Annotated in this window: 16 protein-coding genes; 12 read left to right on the top strand and 4 right to left on the bottom strand. The window is 58.7% G+C overall.

What is annotated here, in order from left to right:
- The first annotated feature begins 12 nt into the window (after positions 1-12).
- The 7 genes from FIV05_RS25705 (at position 13) to FIV05_RS25675 (ending at position 11,569) form a co-directional block, all read left to right on the top strand.
- Positions 13-7,212, top strand: coding sequence for a hemagglutinin repeat-containing protein (locus FIV05_RS25705; protein ID WP_152511470.1), 7,200 nt, complete (start codon positions 13-15; stop codon positions 7,210-7,212).
- Complete coding sequence (locus FIV05_RS25700; RefSeq protein ID WP_152511469.1) at positions 7,209-7,613, top strand: hypothetical protein; 405 nt, start codon at positions 7,209-7,211, stop codon at positions 7,611-7,613. The genes FIV05_RS25705 and FIV05_RS25700 overlap by 4 nt, the downstream gene beginning before the upstream one ends.
- Before the next feature lie 151 nt (positions 7,614-7,764).
- On the top strand, positions 7,765-9,273 hold the full coding sequence (locus tag FIV05_RS31805) for a polymorphic toxin type 17 domain-containing protein (protein WP_209009787.1): 1,509 nt from the start codon (positions 7,765-7,767) through the stop codon (positions 9,271-9,273).
- A complete protein-coding gene (locus FIV05_RS25690) occupies positions 9,270-9,611 on the top strand; it encodes a hypothetical protein (RefSeq protein WP_152511468.1) in 342 nt (113 codons plus the stop codon). Before FIV05_RS31805 ends, FIV05_RS25690 begins: the two co-directional genes overlap by 4 nt.
- A 315-nt stretch (positions 9,612-9,926) precedes the next feature.
- Complete coding sequence (locus tag FIV05_RS25685; protein ID WP_152511467.1) at positions 9,927-10,301, top strand: hypothetical protein; 375 nt, start codon at positions 9,927-9,929, stop codon at positions 10,299-10,301.
- A 289-nt stretch (positions 10,302-10,590) separates the two neighbouring features.
- Positions 10,591-11,196 (top strand): hypothetical protein, encoded by a 606-nt coding sequence (locus FIV05_RS25680; protein ID WP_152511466.1) that lies wholly within the window; start codon positions 10,591-10,593, stop codon positions 11,194-11,196.
- 79 nt (positions 11,197-11,275) lie between these two features.
- Positions 11,276-11,569 carry a hypothetical protein gene (locus tag FIV05_RS25675; protein ID WP_022997886.1) on the top strand — a complete coding sequence of 98 codons (294 nt, stop codon included), beginning with the start codon at positions 11,276-11,278 and terminating at the stop codon, positions 11,567-11,569.
- Positions 11,570-12,272: 703 nt separating this feature from the next.
- Here FIV05_RS25675 and FIV05_RS25670 read toward each other — a convergent pair.
- Positions 12,273-12,962, bottom strand: coding sequence for a YafY family protein (locus tag FIV05_RS25670; RefSeq protein WP_286202233.1), 690 nt, complete (start codon positions 12,960-12,962; stop codon positions 12,273-12,275).
- A gap of 102 nt (positions 12,963-13,064) precedes the next feature.
- Between FIV05_RS25670 and FIV05_RS25665 the strand changes: the two genes are divergently transcribed.
- Positions 13,065-13,661, top strand: a complete 597-nt coding sequence (locus FIV05_RS25665; RefSeq protein WP_152511464.1) for a glutathione S-transferase family protein — start codon at positions 13,065-13,067, stop codon at positions 13,659-13,661.
- A gap of 169 nt (positions 13,662-13,830) precedes the next feature.
- On the opposite strand, the gene FIV05_RS25660 is transcribed toward FIV05_RS25665, so the two are convergent.
- Both FIV05_RS25660 and FIV05_RS25655 read right to left on the bottom strand, forming a co-directional pair.
- Positions 13,831-14,364 (bottom strand): DUF1993 domain-containing protein, encoded by a 534-nt coding sequence (locus tag FIV05_RS25660; protein WP_152511463.1) that lies wholly within the window; start codon positions 14,362-14,364, stop codon positions 13,831-13,833.
- Between the two features lie 208 nt (positions 14,365-14,572).
- The gene (locus FIV05_RS25655; protein WP_152511462.1) at positions 14,573-15,082 is read right to left on the bottom strand and encodes a PilZ domain-containing protein; all 510 of its coding nucleotides are present in this window, start codon (positions 15,080-15,082) and stop codon (positions 14,573-14,575) included.
- A 305-nt stretch (positions 15,083-15,387) separates the two neighbouring features.
- Between FIV05_RS25655 and cysQ the strand changes: the two genes are divergently transcribed.
- The 4 genes from cysQ (at position 15,388) to FIV05_RS25635 (ending at position 20,554) form a co-directional block, all read left to right on the top strand.
- On the top strand, positions 15,388-16,230 hold the full coding sequence (gene cysQ / locus FIV05_RS25650; RefSeq protein ID WP_152511461.1) for a 3'(2'),5'-bisphosphate nucleotidase CysQ: 843 nt from the start codon (positions 15,388-15,390) through the stop codon (positions 16,228-16,230).
- Between the two features lie 81 nt (positions 16,231-16,311).
- Positions 16,312-17,241: a sulfate adenylyltransferase subunit CysD gene (gene cysD / locus FIV05_RS25645; RefSeq protein WP_022997880.1), complete on the top strand. Its 930-nt coding sequence runs from the start codon at positions 16,312-16,314 to the stop codon at positions 17,239-17,241.
- 1 nt (position 17,242) lies between these two features.
- Entirely contained in the window at positions 17,243-19,177 is a 1,935-nt protein-coding gene (cysN, locus tag FIV05_RS25640; protein ID WP_055658637.1) for a sulfate adenylyltransferase subunit CysN, read from the top strand.
- Between the two features lie 363 nt (positions 19,178-19,540).
- Positions 19,541-20,554: an NAD-dependent epimerase/dehydratase family protein gene (locus FIV05_RS25635; RefSeq protein ID WP_152511460.1), complete on the top strand. Its 1,014-nt coding sequence runs from the start codon at positions 19,541-19,543 to the stop codon at positions 20,552-20,554.
- Between the two features lie 42 nt (positions 20,555-20,596).
- Here FIV05_RS25635 and FIV05_RS25630 read toward each other — a convergent pair whose 3' ends face one another.
- Positions 20,597-21,082: a YbaK/EbsC family protein gene (locus FIV05_RS25630; RefSeq protein WP_152511459.1), complete on the bottom strand. Its 486-nt coding sequence runs from the start codon at positions 21,080-21,082 to the stop codon at positions 20,597-20,599.
- Positions 21,083-21,208 lie beyond the last annotated feature (126 nt).

Raw genomic sequence — 21,208 nt, 5'->3', positions numbered from 1 at the left:
GCGGATCGGCTTATGATCAAGTCCGTTTTAAATGGTTTCTTCTGTACCGTCTTCCTGGTCCAGACCTCCCTGCCGGCTTTTGCCGGCGGGCTGACGCCGGATGGCGCTGCTGCGCCCGGCAACCGGCCGGAGATTATCGCGGCGCCAAACGGCGTGCCGGTCCAGAACATAGTCACCCCAAATGCGCAGGGCCTGTCCCACAACAAGTTCACCGATTTCAATGTCGGCAAGAACGGCCTGATCCTCAACAATTCCAAGGATGTCGGCCAAAGCAACCTGGGCGGCTACATTGTCGGCAACCCCAATCTTCAAGGCTCTGGCCCGGCAACGGTGATCCTGAACGAGGTCACCTCGTCCAACCGGTCGCTGCTGCAGGGCGCGACGGAGCTGCACGGCGGGCAGGCGGACTATATCCTCGCCAACCCCAATGGCATCACCTGTAATGGCTGCGGCTTCATCAACATTCCGCGGGCAACGCTGACGACCGGCGTGCCGCAGGTAGATGCGGGAACGCTGAAGGGCTTCTCGGTCGACCGGGGCACCGTCACCATTGGTGCGGATGGCGTCGCGGCGGAAAGCGTCGACTATTTCGACATCGTCTCGCGTGCGGTCGAAATCAACGGCAAGATCCACGCTGGCGAGAACCTCGGCGTCTTTGCCGGTCGCAACGACTACGACTATGCCAACCGCTCGGTTGCGGCCAAGGCCGGGTCGGCGGCGGACAAGCCGGAATTTGCCATCGATTCCTCCGCGCTTGGCGGCATGTATGCCGGCCGCATCAAGCTGATCGGCACGGAAAGCGGCGTCGGTGTGCGCGCGCCTGAAAGCGCGACCGCCGCCACCGGCGATTTTCAGATAACCGCCGACGGCAAGCTGGTGCTTGGCGGCACGGTGTCTGCCCGCAAGACCTTGCGCGCCCGGTCCGTCAACGGTTCGGTGGAGGTTCAGCAAAATGCGTCCCTCTATGGCCAGGAAACGCTGATCCTGAAGGCCGGCGGCGATATCAAGGTTGCCAAGGAAGCAACCCTTGGTGCCGGCAACCAGGTGGATCTGGAAGCCGCAGGCATCGATTTTGACGAGGCGCAGCTCCTGGCGGGCATGGCGCCCGGCGGCACGCTGGCTGCAGGGGTCGGTTCCATCAAGGTGGCAACGACGGGCCTTGCCGATTTTTCCGCCGCCAGCCACATTCAGGCGGGCGAGGCCATCACCTTCAACGTCGGCGCGCTTCAGCAATCCGGAACCGTTGCCGCCGACACCTACACGGTGCGGGCATCAAACGACGTGGTCCTTGGAAGCGCGTCGATCGCCAGTGTAATCGATGTCGCCTCCAGCCTTGGCGACGTCACGGTCGCCTCCGGATCGGTGCTTTATTCCGGCGGAAATCTTGCCCTTTCGGCAGCCGGCCGTTTGACCGTGGCAACGGCGGGCGAGGTCAACGCGCGCGACCACGTCGCGCTGACAGCACCGGTGATCGACATTTCCGGCGGCAAGATTTTTGCCGGTGTCACCGGCGAAGGCGCCGCGATAACGGACGCGGGCACGTTGACGCTGACTGCATCCGGTTCGCTCAACGTTGCCGCCGGGTCCCGCCTCCAGTCCGGCGACCTGACACGGATCACCGCCGGCACCTGGAACCAGCACGGCGCGCTGGAGGTCGGTTCGCTGGCGCTCGATCTTGGCGGGCTTTCCCTCAGCGGTTCCGGTGCGACGGTCGCGGCGCGGGATGTCTCCGGCAGCATTACCGGCACTGCAACGCTTGCCGCTGCTGCCCCGGGGCTGACCGCCACCAACGCGCTGGACCTCAGCGTCAACGATCTGACCGTTGCCGGATTGCTGCGCGTGAATGGAACCGGTCAGCTGACCATTGGCGGCACGCTGTCGGTGACCGGCAAACTGGAAGCAACCGGCGGGCTGACGGTCAACGGCGGAACCACCAATGTCGCCGCTGACGCTTACATCATTGCCAATGATGCTGCCCTGTTCGATGGGCTGGACAGCTTCACCAACCGGGGCGGCGTTCACGCCGGCAACGGCCTGACCATCCGCTCGGTCAACCTGGACAACCATGGCGGCGTGCTTGTTGCCGAAAACGGTCTGATGCTGGAAGGCCGCACGGCGGGCACCAAGGCGGCCAGCATCATCAACCGCAAGGGCGGGATCATCGAGGCACGGTCCGGTACGCTGACCATCCGGGCTGAAAGCCTGAAGAACATCACCGGTGCCACTTTCGACACCAAGACGACCGCATATGCCAATGAAGTCGTCGCCGGGGCCTATCCTCCCGACTGGCTGAAGGGCGGGTTCTCCAAATACTGGGCGGCCGGCGGCATCGGCGACTGGGACCAGTTCTGGGACACTGGCGGCGGGCCCGGCGGCTATGTGTTCGTGCCGCACCCGGAAAAGATCGATGAGATCCTCACGGCCAAAAATGCCACGGCAGCGGACTGGGACCAGAATTGGTGGAAGGACTACGCACCGACATCCATTGCCGAGTTCGACCCGGACAACGGTACCTATGACGACTGGCTGATGCTCGCCCCCGACGAGGACGGCGCAGCGGGGTCGGGCGATGTGGTGACCATCTTCGTCACCGAAGACACCTATGAGCTGGTCGACCCGGTCGCGCGCATCGCGGCGCTGAACGGCAACATGGTGCTGGATGTCGGCACGCTGGAAAACGAATACAGCGACATCGTCGCCTCCGGCGACATGCGCATCGACGGCACCAGTATCGTCAACGGCGGCAAGACCCTGACGCGGGTCATCACTATTCACCAGAGCTGGTCGAGCTACGAAACCCGCACGCTGGGCTTTGCCCCCTCGCACAAGTTTCTGGACAATGGGGTGCAAAGCAAGACGCTGAGCGCCGAAACGATCGATGCCGTTCCTGCGACCATCCACGCCGGCGGATCGCTGATCGGCAACCTGACAGGCACGCTCACCAACGAAGCCGGCGAGCCTTCCACCCCGGAGGACCTGCAAAAGTCCACACAGGACACGTCCATCGTTCAGCTCAACGCCAGCTCCCAGGCCCCGGCCTTCGACCCCGCGTCCTACAAGTTCAACGGCCAGCTTTTCAGCCGCGCTCCGGAAAGCAGCCCGTTCCTTTACGAAACCCGCTTCGCGTTCGTCGACATTGGCGCATTCTTCGGGTCGCAGTATTTCCTGGATACGGTCGGCATTCCCGATATCGACAAGCACATCCGCTCGCTTGGTGATGCCTATTTCGAAAGCCAGTATGTGGCCGAGCAGGTGCGCAGGGCCACGGGCCGCCGCTGGCTGTCCGCCGACCAGACCTCCGATGCCCTGCAGATGAAGACGCTGATCGACAACGCGGGCGCACAGGCCGAGGCGCTGGACCTGGCGTTCGGCGTGTCCTTGAGCGAGGAGCAGATCGCGCTCCTGACCAGCGACATCGTCTGGTACGAACGTGCGGTGGTGGATGGTGTCGAGGTGATCGCGCCCCGTCTCTACCTTGCCTCGACAACGGACCTGAACAAGACCGGCGCTGTGATCGCCGGGCGCAACACGACGCTGGAGGCAGCGGAAATCAGGAACGTTCGCGGCACGATCAAGGCCGACGAAACCCTGGTCGCCAGCGCCGCCGGCGCCCTGCTCAACAGGTCCGGCACGATCCGCGGCAGGGATGTGACCCTGTCCGGCGAGACTGTGTCGATCGAAACTGCAACCCGGGCGACCGGCAACGGCACCACGGCCATCGGCTCCTGGGCCTATGAGCGCGGCACGGTGACGGCGGAAGACACGCTGACCATCCGCAGCGATAACGACACCCGCATCACCGGGGCCGATCTTGCCAGCGGCGGCAGCCTGGAAATCGACGCCGGCCGTGACCTGGTGGTGACCGCCATCGAGCTCGACAGCCATTTTGAAGCCAGTGGCCAGGCGGGCAGCAACCGCTACGATGTGCGCGAAAGCCAGACCCGTGTGTCCGGCTCCACCATCCAGGCGGCAGACGCGGCCGACCTCAAGGCCGGGCGCAACATTGCCGTGGAAGGCTCGCTGATTGCCAGCGACGGCACGGCCAGCCTGACAGCCGGTGAAAACGTCACCATCGGCACGGCGGAGGAAAGCCGGGAAGACCGGTCCGCGCGCAACAAAAGCGGTTTCCTGACCTCAAGTTCCAGGAAACGCGACAGCAGCAGCACCACGCAGGTGGGCTCCATGGTGACCGCGCTCGGCGATCTGGAGATCTCGGCCGGTGCAGGGGATGTCGTGGTCAAGGGCTCCGCCGTATCCTCCGAAAGCGACGTTGCCCTTTTGGCCGGCCGCGATGTGCGCCTGGAAGCTGCCCAAAACACCTCCGAAGACAGCCGGGTCGACAAGAAAAGCGGCTTCTTTGCAGAAACCGGCAACATGGGTGTGGTTGCCGGCTACAAGTCCGAACGGCATACCTCCGACACCAGCTCGTTGACCCAGGTCACCTCGGCGGTGTCCGGCCGGAACGTTTCCATTGATGCCGGGCGCGATGTGGTCTCCGAAGCTGCCTCCGTCGCCGCCGACGAAGACCTTGGCATAACCGCCGGGCGCGACATCGTCCTGGACAGCGTCCACGATCTTTATGCCCATTCGGAAAGCCACAAGATCGACACCTTCGCGCTGTCGGTCGGCGCCTTCGAAAACATCTCCGGTCCGGTGAAATCGCTGGCGGATGCCCCGCGCATGGCAGCCTCGGGCAAGGGCAATCTCGGCTATCAGGCGCTTTCCGCGGTCTCTGCCGGGCTGAAGGCGGTCGACGCGCTCAACCAGCTCAACGCCATCCGCCAGGGTGGCACCATTGCCGGGGTGCGCATCGGCATCGGCATCTCCCACGAGGAAAGCAGCTCGTCGGAGGTTAGCGCCATCGCACGCACCGCCACGCTGTCGGCGGGCAACAACATGTCCCTGGAGGCGGGACGCGACATCACCGCCAAGGGCGCCCGGATCGACGCCGGCAACGATATTGCCATGGCGGCGGGACGGGATGTCATCCTGGAATCGGCGCAAAACCATCTCGCTTATGAGGGCGAAAGCTCCAGCATGTCCGCGGGCATCGGGCTGACGCTTGGTGTCGGCGCCAGTGGCAAGAATGGTGCCCCCGGCGCCAGCCTCAGCCTGGGGCTGGATGTCTCCGGCCAGCAGAGTTCCTACAGCCAGTCGCAGACCTATCACACCAATACGGATGTGACGGCGAGCGGCAACGTGTCGGTCGCAACTGGCCGGGACCTTGCCCTGAAGGGCGCGCGGATTGAAGCCGACAGTGCCGATCTCGACATCGGCCGCAACCTCACCATCGAAAGCCGGCTGGATACGGCCGAAGGCTCCAACCAGAGCAGCGGCTACAGCGCCGGGGTTTCCGTTGGCATCGGGCTGGGGGCAGACGGCGCCGGGCCCACCTTCGGCGCCTCTGCCAGCGTCAACGGGGCCAAGGGCTCCAACAGCTCGGCCTGGGTGAACGCCCCCTCCGGTATCGTCACCGACAACGCGCTCAACGCCGATGTCGGCGAAACGACCTCCATCACCGGCGGGGTGATCGCCTCGCGCTCCGGCGACCTGACCCTTGAAACAGAGCGTCTGGAAACGGCGGATATCGACCTTCACCGCAAGGGCCGGCAGGTTTCCGGTTCGGTCGGCGTCAGCATCGGCTCCAATCCGGAAGGCAAGTCCAAACCGGGCATCACGGTGGAAGGGGCCTATTCCAACTCCGAGACCGAGGGCGTTGCCCGCGCCACCATTGGCGAGGGCGAGATCACCGTGCGCGACGGCGATGGCGACGGCATCAAGGCCGCCGACCTGGAAGCCGAGGCCGACGCGGCAGATGCCGAAGGCGACACGGCCCGCGCCGAAGCCTTGCGCACCGAAGCGGAGCTGGAGGCGGCGGAAGACACCACCGCCACCGAAACCCAACTTTCCAACCTCAACCGCGACCCGGACGCGGTGGTGGAAGTGACCTCGCAGAAGCAGGAAGGGTTTGAGCTTTATGTGAGCGATACGGCGGTGCGGGACCTGGGCAAGGTTCTTTCTGCGGTTGGGCAAGCCATCGAAAAGCTGGATGTGTCTCCCCAACAACGCGAACTGCTAAAGCGCTTGGCCGCCTGCGGCGGTCGCCAAGGGTATAATCGGTACAACCCGCTGAACTGGATTGTTACTCCAGCCTACGCTGCGGACTGCTCTCAGACTGCGATTGAAGATATCATGTTCGGGATCAAACGGGAGACGCTTGCCGAACTCGTAGAATTTTGTGAGAGCCTTGATCCCGGTGTTCAAGCCTATGCAAAGGCTGCTCTGGCAGCGCGCATTTTTGCAGACTTGCCAGCCGCTGACCGCGCTCAACTGAAATCGATCACCAAATGGGACATCGAGAGCGTATCCGGGCTTTCCTATGACACGGTCTTGATGCTTGAGCTGGCGAACGAGGCTTTGCACTGCCAGGCGCCAAGCTGCAAGAGCACCAAGAACCAGACGGTGCTCAAGCTCTACAATACCATTGGTCAGAAAGAGCTGCACCTTGCCACTTTCCTGAAGATGACACCACCGAGCGAGAGCTCTTTGGGCTTCGATACGACGGGAATGACCTGGTCGCAGTACATCACAGTTCTTCAGGCCGAGGAATTGATTGCGCAAGCAGGTGGGCACGTTGTCGGCGAAGCTGTTGCAAAAGCTGGTGCCTTAATTACGAGAAGGCTTGGGTCTAAGATTGCCGAAGCTTTCTCCGCAAACGTGAAGGCTGCAAATAGGACGCCCGATGGGCCAAATCCTGGTACCAGACCTGGTGCCACAGATGCCGAAGCGGGCATCGGCACCAGCACAGTTAAGTTTGATGGAAGTCCGACTGCTCATGAAGCCCGTTTAGGTCAAGAGTTGGCAGAGCAAGGCTTGGACGTTCGCATTCGAGGTGAAAATGTGCCTGGACCAGATGCGCAAATCAATGGTCTTTGGTATGATATTAAAGAGCTGAGTGGGACGGGACGTAGATCACTACAGTCATCCATCAACAGTGCAAAAAATAATTTTAGTAATAATGGTGCTGCAGGCCTAGGATTAGGGAGATCTGATACACGCGCTTTAATTGACGCACGTGGTAACGGAACATGGGATAACGCGGCGTCTATACGAACAGAATTAGATCGTCTATCTCGTAATGGTGACTTAAGTAATGTTGCCGAGGTAAGAGTGATTACCAGCAATGGCCCAATTGTATGGAAACCTCAATGAGTTATTCATATTATCTGACCTGTATCGATTGTGGTTCAAGCATTTTCCTCGGGAAAACAATTGACGTCCATTACGATGGTATTTCGGATGTGAAAACAGGCTTTTCGATGCTGGGCGGCGATAAAGAAAGTGGGTGGCAGCCTTCACAAAAAGCTATGGAGGAGTTGCAGCACTTTTTGTTCGTTCACAGAGGGCACGAGCTTCGAGTCGTACCTGAAACGGTGAATAGGCGTGATGCAAACATTGAATTCGTATTCCCTGCCGATGACGATACAGCCGATCCATTATTCAATAGATCGTCGTTTTTTGATTCAGGTCACGATAAGGCTGACCCTGAGAGAGAGGCTGATATGCTTGAGGAGGGGGTAATCCAGCGTTTGAGTAGTCGCTCACCAACATAATGCTACAAATACGGTATTGCCTGACGGTTATCGTATTTGGGGCGAACCACACCTGGTTTGCTGGAGGCTCCAGCTCCTGAATGGAGTGGAGCAGGTTAAGTAAAACAAATAATATGCCGACGTCGGCGAAACGACCTCCATCACCGGCGGGGTGATCGCCTCGCGCTCCGGCGACCTGACCCTTGAAACCGAACGTCTGGAAACGGCGGATATCGACCTTCACCGCAAGGGCCGGCAGGTTTCCGGCTCGGTCGGCGTCAGCATAGGTTCCAATCCGGAAGGCAAGTCCAAACCGGGCATCACGGTGGAAGGGGCCTATTCCAACTCCGAAACCGAGGGCGTTGCCCGCGCCACCATCGGCGAGGGCGAGATCACCGTGCGCGACGGCGACGGCGACGGCATCAAGGCCGCCGACCTGGAAGCCGAGGCCGACGCGGCAGAAGCCGAAGGCGACACGGCCCGCGCCGAAGCCCTGCGTGCCGAAGCGGAGCTGGAGGCGGCGGAAGACACCACCGCCACCGAAACCCAACTTTCCAACCTCAACCGCGATCCGGATGCGGTGGTGGAAGTGACCTCGCAGAAGCAGGAAGGGTTTGAGCTTTATGTGAGTGATACGAGTGTCAGGGATGCTTTCAAAGCCGTCAAACTGGTTGGGCACGCAGCTTCTTCAATCGTTTCCAGTGTCATGGAAAGGATGGGAGATGAAAACCCAGGTTTAAAAGACCTGGCCCAAGCCAAACGTGCGGGACACCTTTCGGACGAAGCGATCCTGACACAGCTTGCTGGTTGCAACCCTCAACATGGCTTTAATCTCTGGCAATTGTTTGTTTCACCTGCCTACGCACAAGGAACTTGCTCCGTTACGACATCCAATGGGTATGTCATTAACCTGAGCGACGAAGAGACACGTCAATGCCTTGAGATCTATCTCGGCACTATGATCGCCAACCCGGAGGATGCCGGTCGTTGGGCGGATCTGCTCCGCAACGGGAACCTCACGGCTCCGGTCAGGGCAATGGGCGCAATCGCGGCCATGTCAAACGGCCCGTATGTAACAGGCTACGGAGAAGATGGCGAAGACCTTGTAACGACAGACGGCAATGGTCGTTTCCTCTATAAGAATACGGTTACAGGTGACTTATTCTTTGCCAATCCGCTGGATGTGGGGGATCCGGCAGTCATTTCTTATGTAAGCGACGCATCTGCGGTCGGTGGGCCGGGAACCAGCTTCACCACAGTAAGACTCGCTCTCGCTCCGAAGTTTGTTGGAAAAACAAAGGCGACAAAGGGAGGATACAAGGGCCCGAACGTTGATTCCGTACCTCCAGAACAATCACCGTACCCGCCGGGTACGCTGAGCTCCGGGAAGGTCTGGACGAAGTCTGCTCGTGTCAAAGAGGCTCAGTTGCCGAGTTCAGGGAAGATAAGATTCGTTCCTCCGGAGAAATGGGATGGAACTACACCTTTGCCACGTGGTCCGAACAAGGGGTATGTCGACAAATTTGGAAATGAATGGACGCGTGGACCATCCAGAACGGAAGGTCAAGCATTTGAGTGGGATGTTCAGCTATCGAATACGGGGAAGTCGCAGTTGGGATGGGCTACTCGGGATGGTTCCCACGCAAACGTATCATTGGACGGGAAGATTACACACAAATGACGCAAGCCACTTATATCAATATACGGTTTCTCTCTTCTGTGGCTTCGGAGGATGAAGCCGCAGAGCTTGGACGGAGCCTTATGGATGCATTTCGAGATCTTGGGAACATAGTTGCCTTTGAGGTTAAAAAGTACTGGAAAATCCCGGAATGTTATGAGTGCTCAATGGAGTTACATGCAGAAGCCATATCGGACGCGACGCTTCCAATCCTAATAGAGCGGCTAGGTCATGGTTGGGAACGCGTTAGCTCTGTGTGCTTTATTTGGAACCGCTCAGAAGAGTTCCGTTTTGCGGATGAGCGCGTAAATTGGGCTGAAGTCGAGTTCATCGAAGTATGATTGCGCGGCTCAGAGGGTTTTTTCGAAGATCCTCTTGCTCTTTATCACTGTCCTTGGGCAAGGCAATTTTTTCGACGCACAAGGTATATCGCAGAAGCTAAGCTATCCAGCCATGGGCAGGAATTGAATGCGCCGCCGGTCGGTCTGGCGAACACCGCCCGCGCTCTAACAGCCACCGGTGCAAATGGGATGGCCACCGGCACTGCATTCACGTGCTCTGATCTCGGAAAACTCTAGCCCACCTCGAGGGCACGTTGGGTAGCACTCCTGATATTCGGACAGCGCAGAACATGATCATTGATATGGAGGATGCACTTGCTACCCCAAGACCGTGAGTCCCTTATTGATACAAGCTTTCGTTTTGTAAGCTGGTTAGCAAAGAATTTTCCTAGTGTGAAAGATAGCTCTTTGCCTTCCTATTATGACTCATTTGGTGAGCTCATCCGAGAAGCTCCAACTGTGTTTTGGGGAGCGGTCGGTGGGCGAGATTATGCTGAACTTGCCACTAAATCCGCATTTGGTGAAAGTGTTCTTGATCGTGTGGTTGCAATTGTGAAAGACTCTTCGCCAGAAGTTCAAAATGAAATCCTTGTTGGTTTTGTAGAGGCGCATATGTTCCCGCGCCCTGGCTCACCATTGGCTAAGGAGATGGGTGAGGCGCTTGGCATGGATTTGAGCGGTCTATGTTGACTGCAATGCGCCACTTTTTCCGAGTTTTCGTTACGCTCATTTTGTCGGCAATAACTGCTGCGCCAATTGTGGCGTCACCTTTAGATTGGTCTCAAATTTGACCTGCCCCCCTGAAATTTCCCCGTTTTGAGGTTAGTCCGCAGTATTGAACGGATACCAGGAGGAACGCGAGCCCAAGCTGACGCAGATTTTGATGCTTTGAAACTATCCAATGTTCTTACGATTGATACTGATCGTCGTATGGGAAGACTACCTCACGGAACGAAAGTAATTGTGCGTCCGAGCCACGATGGGCGACCGACCATCGAATTTCAATGGACTAACGACGCCGGGAACGTTGGTACAACTCGAGAAATTCGATATGGTGATTAATTGCAAGACTTGGACGTTATTGAGGAGTGCAATTAAAGATAAAGATCTTATATCTCCAGATCTGGTGAAGAGCCATTGCTGGAAGTTGGTTGTAATAGACGATAATAATGTAAGTGACGACGTTGTTCGCTGTCTCAGTGAGGCGCTTATGAAATTAGGTATATCTGAGTATTATTCGGTGCCGATTAATGATCTATCTTTAGAAGTTACAAAAGCGCACATTAGAAAATATAACTCTGATGATGTGAGCTGGAGTAGCTTCTTTAATTTTGACGAGAATGGCAAAGCAGATTATCTCGAAAGCTGTATTTTCTTTTCTGATCCCATTAAATTTCTTTTACTGCGAACCGGAGATGTCCGGCACATGATCTACGCAGGTCCCAGCGATTTTTTGCAGGTCGCCACGGGGATTGATATGGAAAAAATGGAAGCGGTCGCTGTGGGTTCCTATTGGCCCGACGAAAGAATCGAAAAGCTCTATAAGCCGCTCAAGCTCCTTTCGCTTCCGTCAGGTATCACCTAACTCCCTTTGCACCAAATGAGTAACCCACGGGCTATTCAGACTATGTTTCTCGAATTCCTACAAGGACGGAACCATACTGATGATCGACGATCTTCTAATGCAAGCAATCAAGAAGGCTCTCTCCGATCTTGAAATGAGGGGAGATATTGTTGTCTGCTCAGAGATTGCCGGGGGGCCTGCAAAATATCTTCATGATGCTGTGAGTGCATTTGTTCCGAATAGTGCTCTCACGTACTCAGAACTTTCCGGCATCAGATCCCTAATTTTTCACGCGGTTGATGACAAACGTTTTTTCGATTGGGAGATGCCCACCTTGACGGGTTTCAATGCTGACGGCTTCCGAAAAATTGCTGAAAAGCTGCCAACTGGATGATGATTTTTATCCCGGCTTTCATTGTGTTCCCGGTCCACTATCCAATCTACGAATAGGCCAGGATGTTGTAAGTCTCTAATCTGGCCTTCGCCGCCCGGACCCCTCCTGCTGGTGATATACACCCGACAACTGGACAATCTGTGGTTAGAGACAACACCACAGGAGATATTTTTCGCGTAGGTGGACCTGGGTATGTCTATGAATAGCCGAGTGAAAGCATACGTACGTTTGCTAGACGAAGGAATAGACGTTTGGCGTCCTTGCTATGTGCGCATGGTAAGGAAAGAGGTGGCAATAGTTCTACCTGATGGGTATTTACTCGGCGGTTTTAGTGAAGAGTGGGAGTGCAAGCCAGGAGATATTGTTTCAATAGAAATAAAAGGCGATAAAATGCGCATTTTTCCACTGTAGTTAATATCTCTCTGGGTAATATATGCTACAAAGAGGACGCAAAACCATCGATGAACTATTGGCGGGTGATACCCAGATCACACTGAATAGCCCCGTGTTTTCTAGACGCCCTCGGCTTTCCTTTTCTGCTGCCGTCTCAACCGGAAGGGTATTACACTGAATATGTACACCCAACACCTGGAGTAATCGGACAGGGGCCTCAACGAGTGATTCAAGGGCAAGGTGGAGGACTGTATGACCTGCTCCCCCGAAACTTCCCCGTTTTGAGGTTAGTCCGTTTCCAATTCGCACTTTATCCAACTTCACCGCGTCGAGCTTGCCTGTTCCGGTCATACCCCCGTTGCTTGATGTAGTCGCGGATCAGGCCCACCCGGTTGGGGCGGAAGCTTTCGGTGCCGCGCGCCAGTGAGGCGATCCGGCTGACGTGGAAGTGGCGGTAGTCTTGCCGGAGGCGGCAATGGGCGAGCAGCAGCAGCGAGGTTTCGCTGTAGGAAAGACCCATCGGCCAGATTTCCCGGGTGGTGGTTCGCTCCTGCAGGTCGCGATAGGTGATGACCAGGCTGAACTCCTCCCAACAGGCCTCGCGCAACAGGTCGAGATCCACCGTCACCGGCGGGCGCTTGTCCGGCTGCCGCCAGCTGCGCATCACCGTGTGCATGGCCTGGCGCGCCTGCCGGTCGGGCAGGGTGGCGATGATGCGGGCCATGGCGTTGCGGCCGGCCTTTTTCAGTGTCTCGTCGCCGATCTGGTCCAGCCCGCTTTGCGCCAGCATCAGCGCCTCGATTTCCAGCCGGGAGAAACTCTGCGGCGGCAGCACGGGATCTTCCGTCAAAGTGTAGCCGACCCCCGCGGCCCCGTCGATCAGGGCGCCGCCCGCACGCAAGGTCGCGATATCGCGGTAGAGCTGGCGCAGGGAAACGCCGGTCTCTTCGGAAAGGCGCGCGGCGGTGACCGGTTGGGGAAGGCGCCTGAGGGTATCCATCAGACGCATCAGCCTGTCCATGCGGGCCATTTTTGCTCCTGCCGTAAATTGTCAGCAGGGGGAAGCTATACCTTTGGCATCACAAAGAAAAGGAGCTTTCCCATGTTGACGCTTTACCATTCTCCCAACAGCCGGTCTTCGGCGATCGTGACCCTGATCGAAGAGCTGGGCGCCGACGTCGAGGTGAAGGAAGTGACGGTTCGCCGGCAGGATGGCTCGGGCGGGCCAGATGCATCCAACCCGCATCCGGAAAAGAAGGTGCCCTACCTGGTGGATGGTGCCGAGGGGATCCGCGAGCGCGGCGCGATCATGCTTTATCTCACCGACAAGTTTCCCGAAGCCGGGCTTGGGCCGATCGAAGGCCAGCCGGGGCGCGGAGAGTATCTGTCCTGGCTGTTCTACTATCAGGGCGTGATGGAGCCGGTCATCATCCTGAAATTCGCCCAGTTTACGCATCCGGCCGTGGAGGCAAGCCTGCGCGATTTCGACACGATGGTCGCGCGGCTGGCGGAAACGCTGGAAAAGCAGCCTTACCTGCTGGGCGAAACCTATTCCGCCGTTGACCTGTTGTGCAGCGGTCCGTTCCTGTGGCTGCCGGACATGTTGCCGGACAACGAGGCGATCCGTGACTGGGTGAAGCGGTGCAGCGAACGCCCGGCCACCGTGCGGACGCTGGAGCGTGAACGCCAAGCGGCCTGAGAGGTTTTGAACCTCCACTGACGCTGTGGCCTGCCGGGTTTTGCCCGGTGGGCCATTTCTGTTTGCGCAGTTGTCTTGAAAACGGCCCTGAAACTGGATGAACGGCCTGCGCGGCTTTCCAGTTGGCGAGCCCGTCCGTTTCTGCCGGTGAGGGTGAGGGCAAGGGCCGTCAGTCCGGCCTCGTCCGCAACTGGCCTTCATAGTCGCGCTTGCCGATCGGCACGCCGCGCGTGCGCAGGATGTCGTAGGCGGTGACGGCGTGGAAATGAAAGTTCGGCAGCAGGAAGGACAGGAGAAAGGTTTCCGATGTCAGGGGCATCGGCCGAGGGCTGATGTGAACCAGATCAAGGTCGAGAGGCCGGCCCGACCAGTCGTTTACCTCGGCAGGCGTATAGGTCTGCAAGCGTGTCACTGTCTGCGCGATCCGGTCCTGCAGATCCGCATATGGGGCTGGTCCGACAAGCGGCGGCGGGGTGAAGGCACCCGTTCTCATTGCTTCCAGGCCCCAGACGGAAAAATTGTCGACGCACTCGATCTGAAACCAGAACTGAGCCATGTCCGGACAAAGCCGCGCGGTCGCGAAGTCGTCCGGATCGGTGCCAGTCTGCTGGCAATGGGTTGCCGCCTTTTGAAGAAACCCGCTGACGGCGCGTGCCGTTTGCAGGAAGGTTGGCACGCTCAAGTCGTAGAGGGTGGTCGCCACGGGCTGTTTCCTGGTCATGATCCGGGTTCGAAACACGCCTTGGCGTGATCTTCAAAGGGTACGACGGGGAGGCGGATCATATCCAGGAATTTTGAGCGCTGGTGTGGAAGCCGGCATTCTGCCTTGGGCGGCAGGGTGCACTTGCTGGCGGGCTGTCGAACACCGCGAAGAGCAGGGGTATCTGACGTATTTCGCCGCGCGCAGCGTATCAGCGTCTCTTGCCGAAGGTCGGCTTGCCGGCGCCGGCACTTGCGTCCTGCCGGTTGCGGCGCACGGAGGTGCGCTCGTCGGCATGCGGTTCGTCCTGGTGGCGGCGCTGGAAAAAGTTGTCCGGGCTGTCGCGGCGCTCATCGAGTTCGCTTCTCAGCGCTTCTTCGGAGCTTTTCAGCACTTGCGCGCGCTGTGCGGCCACATGCCGTTTCTCGCCGATGAACTGGACGCCGCAGCGAAGGCCTTCCTCCCAGCGGCGTTCGCAGGTGACTTCATAGTCTTCCAGGTCGATATGAAGGTCGAATTCCTTGGGCAGCATGTAGGCCTGCTCGAATTCCAGCAAAGCGCCGCCTTCGGAGATGTTGCGCACCATGCAGGGAATGGATCTCAGCCCGTTTTGAAAGACCATCTTGCCTTTCTTGAACACGCGTGCCCGCCGCTCCCGCGGCATCTGTTCGCTGGCGCTCTCATCCGCAGGTGTGTGCGGAAATGGTTTGGCGTCCGACATGGGTTTCTCGCATTCTCATGGTGTCCAAGGGCACTTTAACCCCCATTTGGGGTAAGTTTAGGCGCAAAGCCCTTGCCAATCGGTGAATCCACGTATGGATCAGTCAGGTAAAGCCCTGCATAGGACCATGTTGGGAGAAACAAAAGCTCCCTTGCGACGGTCAGAGAAACCTGAGCTTTTTGTATTCTGGCGAAAACGTGGAACACCATTCCTTGAATTGATACACTGTACCTTTCTATTTACGGGACAGCCACGCGGGCGGACAGCGCGGGGGGCAATATTTCCCGGCGCGAATTGAGGCATCGATGACTGAAGACCAGATATCTTTCTTGAACCGGCTGGCCCTGAGGGCTGGAGACGAAATCCTCAAAATCTACGCGGAACCTTTCGAGGTCGAGAACAAGGTCGACGGGTCTCCGGTGACCAAGGCCGACGCGGCAGCCGAGGAAATCATTCTTGCGGGCCTTGCGGAAAAGTTCCCCGACATTCCGGTGGTGGCCGAAGAAGCGGTCGAAGCCGGCAAGCTGCCTGCGGCAGGTGCGCGGTACTTCCTGGTCGACCCGCTCGACGGTACCAAGGAATTCCTGAAGAAGAACGGTGAGTTCACCGTGAACATCGCCCTGATCGAGGATGGCCGCCCGGTGTTCGGCGTGGTTTCCGCACCAGCCCTCGAAGAGATCTATTGGGGTGGGGAATTCCGGGAAAACGGCAAAACCGAAACCAGGGCCTTCAAGGGAACCATCGCGAACGGCGGCATCAGCGATGTTGCGCCTATCACCGTTCGCACGCCGCCGGTGGACGGCATCAGCGTACTCGCCAGCCGCTCTCATCTTTCGGAAGAAACCTCTGCCCTGATTTCACGGCTGAGTGTCGCCGAGCAGCTTAACGTCGGCTCGTCGCTGAAGCTGTGCTGGGTGGCCGCCGGCCGGGCCGATTTCTATCCCCGTCTTGCGCCCACGATGCAATGGGACATTGCCGCCGGTGATGCAGTTGTGCGCGCCGCCGGCGGGGCGGTCGTTCTGGCTTCAACCGGCGAGGACTTTGTCTACCGGGTGCCGGAAAACGCCCGCAAGGACGACCTGCGGAACCCGTTTTTTCTGGCAGCCGGGTGCAGAAACCTCCTGCGGGACGTCGCGCCCGCCGCCTGACGATTTGCAAAATTGCGCGGGCGGTTGGCCCGTGCCGAACGATTGATACGGCCGGTTCGCCGGCCAAACGGAAAAGCGAACATGAACATGCAATCTCACGGGATCTCGCCCGAGCGCCTCAGCAATCTGAAGCGGCTGGAAGCAGAAAGCATCCACATCATCCGCGAAGTCGCGGCCGAATTCTCCAATCCGGTGATGCTCTATTCCATCGGCAAGGACTCCGGTGTCATGCTGCACCTGGCGATGAAGGCATTCTATCCGTCCAAGCCGCCGTTTCCGCTGCTGCATGTGGATACGACCTGGAAATTCCGGGACATGATCACCTTCCGTGACGAGACCGCCGCGCGTCTCGGCATGGACCTGATCGTCCATACCAATCCGGAAGGGCTTGAAAAGAATATCGGCCCGTTTTCCCACGGCTCCTCGGTTCATACGCACATCATGAAGACCGAGGCGTTGAAACAGGCGCTGAACAAATACGGCTTCGATGCCGCCTTCGGCGGCGCGCGCAGGGACGAGGAAAAGTCGCGCGCCAAGGAGCGCGTCTTCTCCTTCCGCAACTCCAATCACGGCTGGGACCCGAAGAACCAGCGGCCGGAACTGTGGAACCTCTACAATGCCCGTGTGGCAAAGGGCGAGAGCATCCGTGCGTTTCCGCTGTCCAACTGGACCGAGCTGGATATCTGGCAATACATCCTGACGGAAGACATCCCGATGGTGCCGCTCTATTTCGCTGCAAAGCGCCCGGTCGTGAACCGCGACGGCATGCTGATCATGGTCGACGACGACCGCATGAAACTGCAGCCCGGCGAAGAGATCGAGGAAAAGATGGTCCGCTTCCGCACGCTCGGCTGCTACCCGCTGACCGGCGCCATTGAATCGGATGCCGATACGCTGCCCGCCATTGTCCGCGAAATGCTGATTGCCCGTACATCCGAACGCCAGGGCCGCCTCATCGACAAGGATGAAAGCGCGTCGATGGAGAAGAAGAAGCGGGAAGGATATTTCTAAGATGACGATCGAGAACATACAGGAAGCTGCAGAGACAGCCGTCACCGAATATATCCTGGCACAGGAAAGCAAGGACCAGCTCCGCTTCCTGACCTGCGGTTCCGTTGACGATGGCAAGTCGACCCTGATCGGCCGCCTGCTTTACGACACCAAGCTGATCTTCGAAGACCAGTTGGCCGCGCTGGAACGCGATTCCAGAAAGCATGGCACCGTGGGAGAGGACATCGATCTGGCACTGCTGGTCGACGGTCTTGAGGCAGAGCGCGAGCAGGGCATCACCATCGACGTTGCCTACCGGTTCTTTGCGACCGAAAAGCGCAAGTTCATCGTTGCCGATACCCCGGGCCACGAACAATACACCCGCAACATGGCCACCGGCGCTTCCACCGCCGACCTTGCCGTGCTGCTGGTTGATGCCCGCAACGGGTTGATGGTCCAGACCCGTCGCCACGCGTTCATCGCGTCGCTGCTGGGCATCCGCCACGTCGTGCTGGCGATCAACAAGATCGACCTTGTCGGCTATTCCCAGGAACGATTTGAGGAAATCCGCAAGGAATTCGAGGTCTTTGCCAACGGCTTCGATTTCGAAACCCTGCAGGCAATTCCGATGTCGGCGCGCTATGGCGACAACGTCACCGGGCGCAGCGACAAGATGGACTGGTATTCCGGACCGACCCTGCTGGAGCACCTGGAGACGGTTCAGGTGGGCGAGCATGTGCTGGAAGCCCCGTTCCGCTTCCCGGTGCAGTGGGTCAACCGGCCCAACCTCGATTTCCGCGGCTATTCCGGTACGGTCGCCAGCGGCCAGGTGTCGGTTGGCGACGAACTGGTGGTTGCCGGTCCGGCAAAGCAGTCCAGGGTGAAGTCGATCATCGGCGCAAGCGGCGAAGTCAGCTCCGCCCGGGCCGGCGAGGCAGTCACCATTTCGCTGGAAGATGAAATCGACATCTCCCGCGGCGATCTTCTGACCTCGACCGCACATCGCCCGGATGTTGCCGACCAGTTTGCCGCCCATGTCATCTGGATGTCGGACGAGCCGCTGCTGCCGGGCAGGCCCTATCTGCTGAAGATCGGCACTCGCACGGTGACGGCGACGGTCTCCGAGATCAAGCACAAGATCAACGTCAACACGTTCGAGCATGTGGCCGGCAAGACGCTGGCGTTGAACGAAATCGCGTTCTGCAATTTCTCACTGTCCTCCGCGGTGCCGTTCGATCCCTATGAGGCCAACCACACGACCGGTTCCTTCATTCTCATCGACCGGATGAGCAACTCGACGGTTGGTGCGGGCATGGTCTGGTTCGCGCTGCGCCGGGCGAGCAACATTCACTGGCAGGCCCTCGACGTCGACAAGAATGCCCGGTCTGAAAAACTCGGTCAGAAGCCGGCAGTCCTTTGGTTCACCGGCCTCTCCGGGTCCGGCAAGTCGACCATCGCGTCGATCGTCGAAAAGAAACTGCATGTCGACGGGCGGCACACCTATACGCTCGACGGCGACAACGTCCGCCACGGCCTCAACAAGGACCTGGGCTTTACCGATGCCGACCGGGTGGAAAACATCCGCCGTGTCGGTGAGGTGGCCAAACTCTTTGCGGATGCGGGCATGATCACGCTGGTATCCTTCATCTCGCCGTTCCGCTCGGAGCGTCAGATGGCGCGCGATCTCCTGGAGGACGGTGAGTTCATCGAGGTCTTTGTCGATACGCCCATCGAGGAATGCCGCAAACGCGACCCGAAGGGCCTTTATGCCAAGGCCGACCGGGGCGAGATCAAGAACTTCACCGGTATCGACAGCCCCTATGAAGCGCCGGAAAATCCGGAACTCCATATTCGCAACGTCGGCCGGGAACCGGAAGAAGTTGCCGAGGAGATCGTTGAATATCTGCGCAAGCGCGGGTTCCTGAACAGCTTCTCCGCCGACGGTGGCGGCATCTGACAAGAGGCCGAAGGTGACCTTGCGGGGCTGATGACCTGCCCTGGCATCCGAAAAACAGCCATCCGCGTTACAAGGACGCTGGTGGCTTTTTCGTTTGTGGGACCGATACGATATCCCGGCCAGACGAGCTGGAATTTCGTTCGGAGACCGGTGGCCTTTCCGAGGCTCTGTTGGCGTGTCACGCCGCGGTAATTCATTTTGTACTAGGTGTTGTGGCGTCTGTAAGTGTCGCAGTTCCAGGAGGCCAAGAGGGTTCGGACAGACTTCGCCATTGCCCGAACCTTCGAAGCCTTTTAATAACTTGGCTGACCTACTTACGCGTTTTGTAAAATGAATTTTTGATCGAAAGGCTTTGGGCAAATCATGAAAACCGTTCTGGTGACCGGCTCTGCGGGGTTTATCGGCTTTTACCTGTGTACCCGACTGCTGAAGGATGGCTTTCGAGTGATCGGCCTCGATGCCATGACGGATTACTACGATGTCCGCCTGAAGGAACGCCGGCAGCAGATGCTGATGCAGAACGAGCATTTCAAGCCGGTGAACGACCGCGTTGAGGCGCCGGACCTGCTGATGTCCCTGTTCCGTACCGAGCGGCCGGATTTTGTCATTCATCTGGCAGCGCAAGCCGGCGTCCGCTACTCCATCGAAGCGCCACGCTCCTACCTGGAAAGCAACATCTGCGGCACGTTCGAACTGCTCGAGGCAGCCAGGGCCTTCCCGCCGGAACACATGCTGCTGGCGTCCACGTCGTCCGCCTATGGCGCCAACACCGAAATGCCCTATGCGGAGACCGACAAGGCCGACCACCAGATGTCGTTCTACGCGGCGACGAAGAAGGCAACGGAGTCGATGGCGCATTCCTATGCCCATCTCTACGACCTTCCGGTGACGATGTTCCGCTTCTTCACCGTCTACGGGCCCTGGGGACGGCCCGACATGGCTCTCTTCAAGTTCACCAAGGCGATTCTCGAAGGCAAGCCGATCGACGTCTATAACTACGGCGACATGAAACGCGACTTCACCTATGTGGAAGATCTCGTCGAAGGCATCCGGCTGCTGATGGACGCAGTGCCTGTTCGCCCGGCCGAGGGAGAAGAGGTGAAGGAAGGCGACAGCCTTTCGCCGGTAGCCCCCTGGCGCGTGGTCAACATCGGCAACTCGACCTGCGTTCAGCTGACCGAGTTCATCGAAGCCATTGAGGCGGCTACGGGCCGGACCGCCGAACGCAATCTCATGCCGATCCAGGCCGGCGATGTTCCGGCGACATGGGCCAATGCGGATCTGCTGCAAAGCCTTACGGGGTACCGACCGAAGACCACAGTGCAGGAAGGCGTTGCCAGGTTCGTCGAATGGTACCAGGACTATTACCGGGCGTAACGCCTGCCAGGCACCGGGCGAATGCCTGGCTTCATGTGGCTCTTATGCCTGCGGCGACACATCCTGCGGTGGCTGGCAGACATCCACCCATTCTGCACCGGTGATTTCCGCCATGCGCTCCGGCGGTATCCTGACGGCGGCATTGGTGGCGCCGGCGGCGGGAATGACCACGTCATATTCCTTCAGAGAGACATCACAGTAGACAGGCAACGGCTGGGCGAGGCCGAAAGGGCATACGCCGCCGACGGGGTGTCCCGTCAGCGTTTCCACTTCATCAAGGCCCAGCATCTTCACCTTGCCACCAAAGGTTGCTTTCGCCTTCTTGTTGTCCATGCGGGCATCGCCGCGGGCAACAACCAGAAAGATCTTGTCCTTGAGCTGAAACGACAGCGTCTTGGCAATCTGACCGGGCTCGACCCCATGTGCCTTCGCGGCAAGGTCGACCGTGGCACTGCTGTCTTCCGTCACGATGACTTCAAGTTCGGGGGCGGCACTGGCAAGGTGGTTGCGTACGCTTTCAAGGCTCATGCTGCAGGACTTCCTTCAGGTCGGATCAAACAAGTCCGGCAGGGAGGGACGCGCAAGAGCCGCGCGGGCCGGGCCATAATTTGTGCATATCAACAATTTCATTGTGCTGTAAATTAAGAAAAGATT

This window comes from Labrenzia sp. THAF191a (assembly GCF_009363335.1).
Lineage (GTDB): Bacteria > Pseudomonadota > Alphaproteobacteria > Rhizobiales > Stappiaceae > Roseibium > Roseibium algicola.
Note: the sequence above shows the minus strand (reverse complement) of the source record. Positions and strands in the feature narration are given on the sequence as shown.

Coding starts and splice junctions, on each gene's coding strand:
- FIV05_RS25665 (WP_152511464.1), top strand. CDS start 13,065: ATGTTGACGCTTTACCATTCTCCCAACAGCCGGTCTTCGGCGATCGTG.
- FIV05_RS25670 (WP_286202233.1), bottom strand. CDS start 12,962: ATGGATACCCTCAGGCGCCTTCCCCAACCGGTCACCGCCGCGCGCCTT.
- cysQ (WP_152511461.1), top strand. CDS start 15,388: ATGACTGAAGACCAGATATCTTTCTTGAACCGGCTGGCCCTGAGGGCT.
- FIV05_RS25675 (WP_022997886.1), top strand. CDS start 11,276: ATGATCGACGATCTTCTAATGCAAGCAATCAAGAAGGCTCTCTCCGAT.
- FIV05_RS25635 (WP_152511460.1), top strand. CDS start 19,541: ATGAAAACCGTTCTGGTGACCGGCTCTGCGGGGTTTATCGGCTTTTAC.
- FIV05_RS25700 (WP_152511469.1), top strand. CDS start 7,209: ATGAGTTATTCATATTATCTGACCTGTATCGATTGTGGTTCAAGCATT.
- FIV05_RS25630 (WP_152511459.1), bottom strand. CDS start 21,082: ATGAGCCTTGAAAGCGTACGCAACCACCTTGCCAGTGCCGCCCCCGAA.
- cysN (WP_055658637.1), top strand. CDS start 17,243: ATGACGATCGAGAACATACAGGAAGCTGCAGAGACAGCCGTCACCGAA.
- FIV05_RS25680 (WP_152511466.1), top strand. CDS start 10,591: ATGGGCGACCGACCATCGAATTTCAATGGACTAACGACGCCGGGAACG.
- FIV05_RS25690 (WP_152511468.1), top strand. CDS start 9,270: ATGACGCAAGCCACTTATATCAATATACGGTTTCTCTCTTCTGTGGCT.
- FIV05_RS25655 (WP_152511462.1), bottom strand. CDS start 15,082: ATGTCGGACGCCAAACCATTTCCGCACACACCTGCGGATGAGAGCGCC.
- cysD (WP_022997880.1), top strand. CDS start 16,312: ATGAACATGCAATCTCACGGGATCTCGCCCGAGCGCCTCAGCAATCTG.
- FIV05_RS25705 (WP_152511470.1), top strand. CDS start 13: ATGATCAAGTCCGTTTTAAATGGTTTCTTCTGTACCGTCTTCCTGGTC.